The 2,384-nt window shown below is 74.1% G+C and carries 3 protein-coding genes; 1 reads left to right on the forward strand and 2 read right to left on the reverse strand.

All coding sequences use genetic code 11. The features are described 5' to 3' along the window. Nucleotides 1-9: 9 nt before the first annotated feature. Together CCN44_RS25240 and CCN44_RS25245 are read right to left on the reverse strand one after the other, a co-directional pair. Complete coding sequence (locus tag CCN44_RS25240; protein ID WP_244203961.1) at nucleotides 10-228, reverse strand: hypothetical protein; 219 nt, start codon at nucleotides 226-228, stop codon at nucleotides 10-12. Nucleotides 229-345: 117 nt separating this feature from the next. Further along, entirely contained in the window at nucleotides 346-1,953 is a 1,608-nt protein-coding gene (locus CCN44_RS25245; RefSeq protein WP_059247440.1) for an alpha/beta hydrolase, read from the reverse strand. A gap of 324 nt (nucleotides 1,954-2,277) precedes the next feature. Between CCN44_RS25245 and CCN44_RS25250 the strand changes: the two genes are divergently transcribed. Next, a partial coding sequence (locus CCN44_RS25250) for a chaplin family protein (RefSeq protein ID WP_331478615.1) occupies nucleotides 2,278-2,384 on the forward strand: 107 nt, incomplete at its 3' end.

Here is a 2,384-nt window from a genome sequence, read left to right on the forward strand (position 1 = left end):
GGGTCAGCGTCACCAACCGCGGCACGCGCGCGTGCCGCGGTTGGTGACGCTGACCCGCAGCACGGTCGGGTGGCCGGGCACGGCCTTCGCCCGCAGCGTCAGCGCCTTCTCGGTGCAGCGGGCGGGCCGGTCGGGGCCGGCGGCGGCCTGGCTCTGCGGCGCGCTGAGCAGCAGGGCCGCCACGGCGGCCGAGGCGGCGGGTACGGCGATGGCGGCGCGGTTGCGCATGACGGTGTCCCTCTGTCGCGGTCACGTACGGGAGGCGGCGGCCTGAGCCCGCCCACCCGGTGTGACGACCGGGGCGGCCGGGAGGTTGCCCCGGTCCGCGGCCGTCACCCGGTCGCGTCAGCCGGTGTCGTCCGAGGTGACCCGCTCGCGGGTCGCGTCCGCCGGGCAGGAGCTGCCGCTCGCGGGCAGCGAACCGTACAGCAGGAAGTCGTTGACCTTGCGGTGCACGCACTTGGAGGAGGAGTACGCGGTGTGGCCCTCGCCCTTGTTGTCGAGCACCACCGCCGACGGGCCGAGCCGGCGGGCCGTCTCCACGGTCCACCGGTACGGCGTCGCCGGGTCCCCGCGCGTGCCGATGAGCAGCATCTTCGCCGACCGCACGTTCTTCACCCGGTCGCGGATGAAGTCGGTGCCCCTGGGCCGGCCGTAGCACATCAGCAGCTGGGTCAGCCGGAAGCGGCCGAACACCGGCGAGGCCTCGTCGTACGCGGCCCGCAGGTCCTTCAGGTCCTTGGTGAGCCGCGCCGCGGTGGGCCGGTCGGGGTCGTCCGCGCAGTTGATCGCCATCAGCGCGGCCGGCAGGTTGTCCGCCGGGACCTCCTGCGCGTCGACCAGCCCGCCGTCCGTGCGGTACCGGTCGCGGGGCAGGCCGATGCCGCCCGTGGAGAAGGCCAGGACGCGCCGGGTGTCGCCGTCCTCGATCAGTGAGGCCAGCGCGCGCTCCAGCGAGGGCCACAGCTCCTTGCTGTACAGGGCCTGCCCGATGGCGCCCACCAGGTCCTGGCCGGAGAACGAGCCGCCGAAGTCCGTGGGCACCGGGTTCTCGTCGAGCGAGCGCACCAGCCGGAGCACCTGCTCGCCCGCCGCCCGCCGGTCCTGTCCGAACGGACAGCCGATGTCCTTCGTGCACCAGTCCAGGAAGTCGTCCAGGGCCGTCTGCTGCCCCTCGGCGCCGGCCACCCCCTGCTCGGCCAGCGACTCGGTCAGCGTGTCCACGCCGTCGAGGGCGAGCCGGCCGACCTTGTCCGGGAACTGCGCGGCGTACACCGCGCCGAGCCGGGTGCCGTAGGAGAAACCCAGGTAGTTGAGCTTGTCGTCGCCCAGCGCCTGGCGGATGACGTCCAGGTCGCGGGAGGCGTTCACGGTGCCGATGTGGGGCAGCACCGGGCCGGAGTGCCGGGCGCACTGGTCGGCGGCCTGCCGCAAGCGCTGGAGCAGCTCTTGGGGACGGCTGAGGTCGGCTTCCTTCCCCAGCACCGCCGAGGCCAGGTCGTCGCCGCCCTCCCCGCAGCTGACGGGGGAGGACCGGCCGACACCGCGCGGGTCGAAGGTGACCACGTCGTACCCGTCGGTCAGGTCCATGAACTGCCGGCCCTCGGCGGCCAGCTCGGCGACGCCGGCCCCGCCCGGGCCGCCGAAGTTCAGCAGCACCGAGCCCTGCCGCTGCCCCGTGGCGCGGTAGCGGGCGAGGGCCACGTCGAGGGTGCCCGCGCGCGGCCGGGCGTAGTCGAGCGGGACGGTGACCTTCGCGCACTGCATGTCCTTCGGCATGTCCGGGCCCTCACAGGCGCCCCAGGCCGGCTTCTGCCGGTAGAAGCGGGACAGGTCGGGCTGCGGCCGGTCGGCGGCAGCCGCGGGCAGCCCGGCTCCGAGCAGCGCCAGGGCGAGGGCCGAGGCACCCGCGCAGCGCCGCACGGCGGGCCGTGTGGACAGCTTGGCCAGCATGGATCGCCTCCCGGGCGCCCGCCGGCGCCCTCGGATCACCATATGCGGCCCCCGGACGGCCCGCCTCCGGACGAGCGGGACGCCGCCCGCTGCCGTACCATGCGCTCCCTCCCTGCCCCGTTGGTGATCATTCTGTGGCTTTACATCCCGTTCGATAACAGTGCCGCTCGATGGGGTGAAAGACCGATAAGCCATAACTCTGATGGTTCGCATGCGTTTTACGGGGTGCGGGTGGCTGCCCGCGACGACGTTCTGGAAGGCAGGGAACCTATGAGACGGGCTACCCGAAACGGTGTGATCGCCGTCGCCGCCGCGTCCGGCGCGATGGCCGTGGCGCTGCCGGTGTCCGCCGCCTTCGCGGCGGGCGGGGCCGGCGCCGACGGCTCGGCGGCCGGCTCGCCCGGGCTGGTCTCCGGCAACGGCATCCAGCT

The sequence above is a fragment of the Streptomyces tricolor genome (genome assembly GCF_002155905.1).
Classification (GTDB): domain Bacteria; phylum Actinomycetota; class Actinomycetes; order Streptomycetales; family Streptomycetaceae; genus Streptomyces; species Streptomyces tricolor.

Bases quoted from the DNA above. Each gene is read 5' to 3' on its own strand.
- CCN44_RS25240 (WP_244203961.1), bottom strand. From the start codon at position 228: ATGCGCAACCGCGCCGCCATCGCCGTACCCGCCGCCTCGGCCGCCGTG.
- CCN44_RS25245 (WP_059247440.1), bottom strand. From the start codon at position 1,953: ATGCTGGCCAAGCTGTCCACACGGCCCGCCGTGCGGCGCTGCGCGGGT.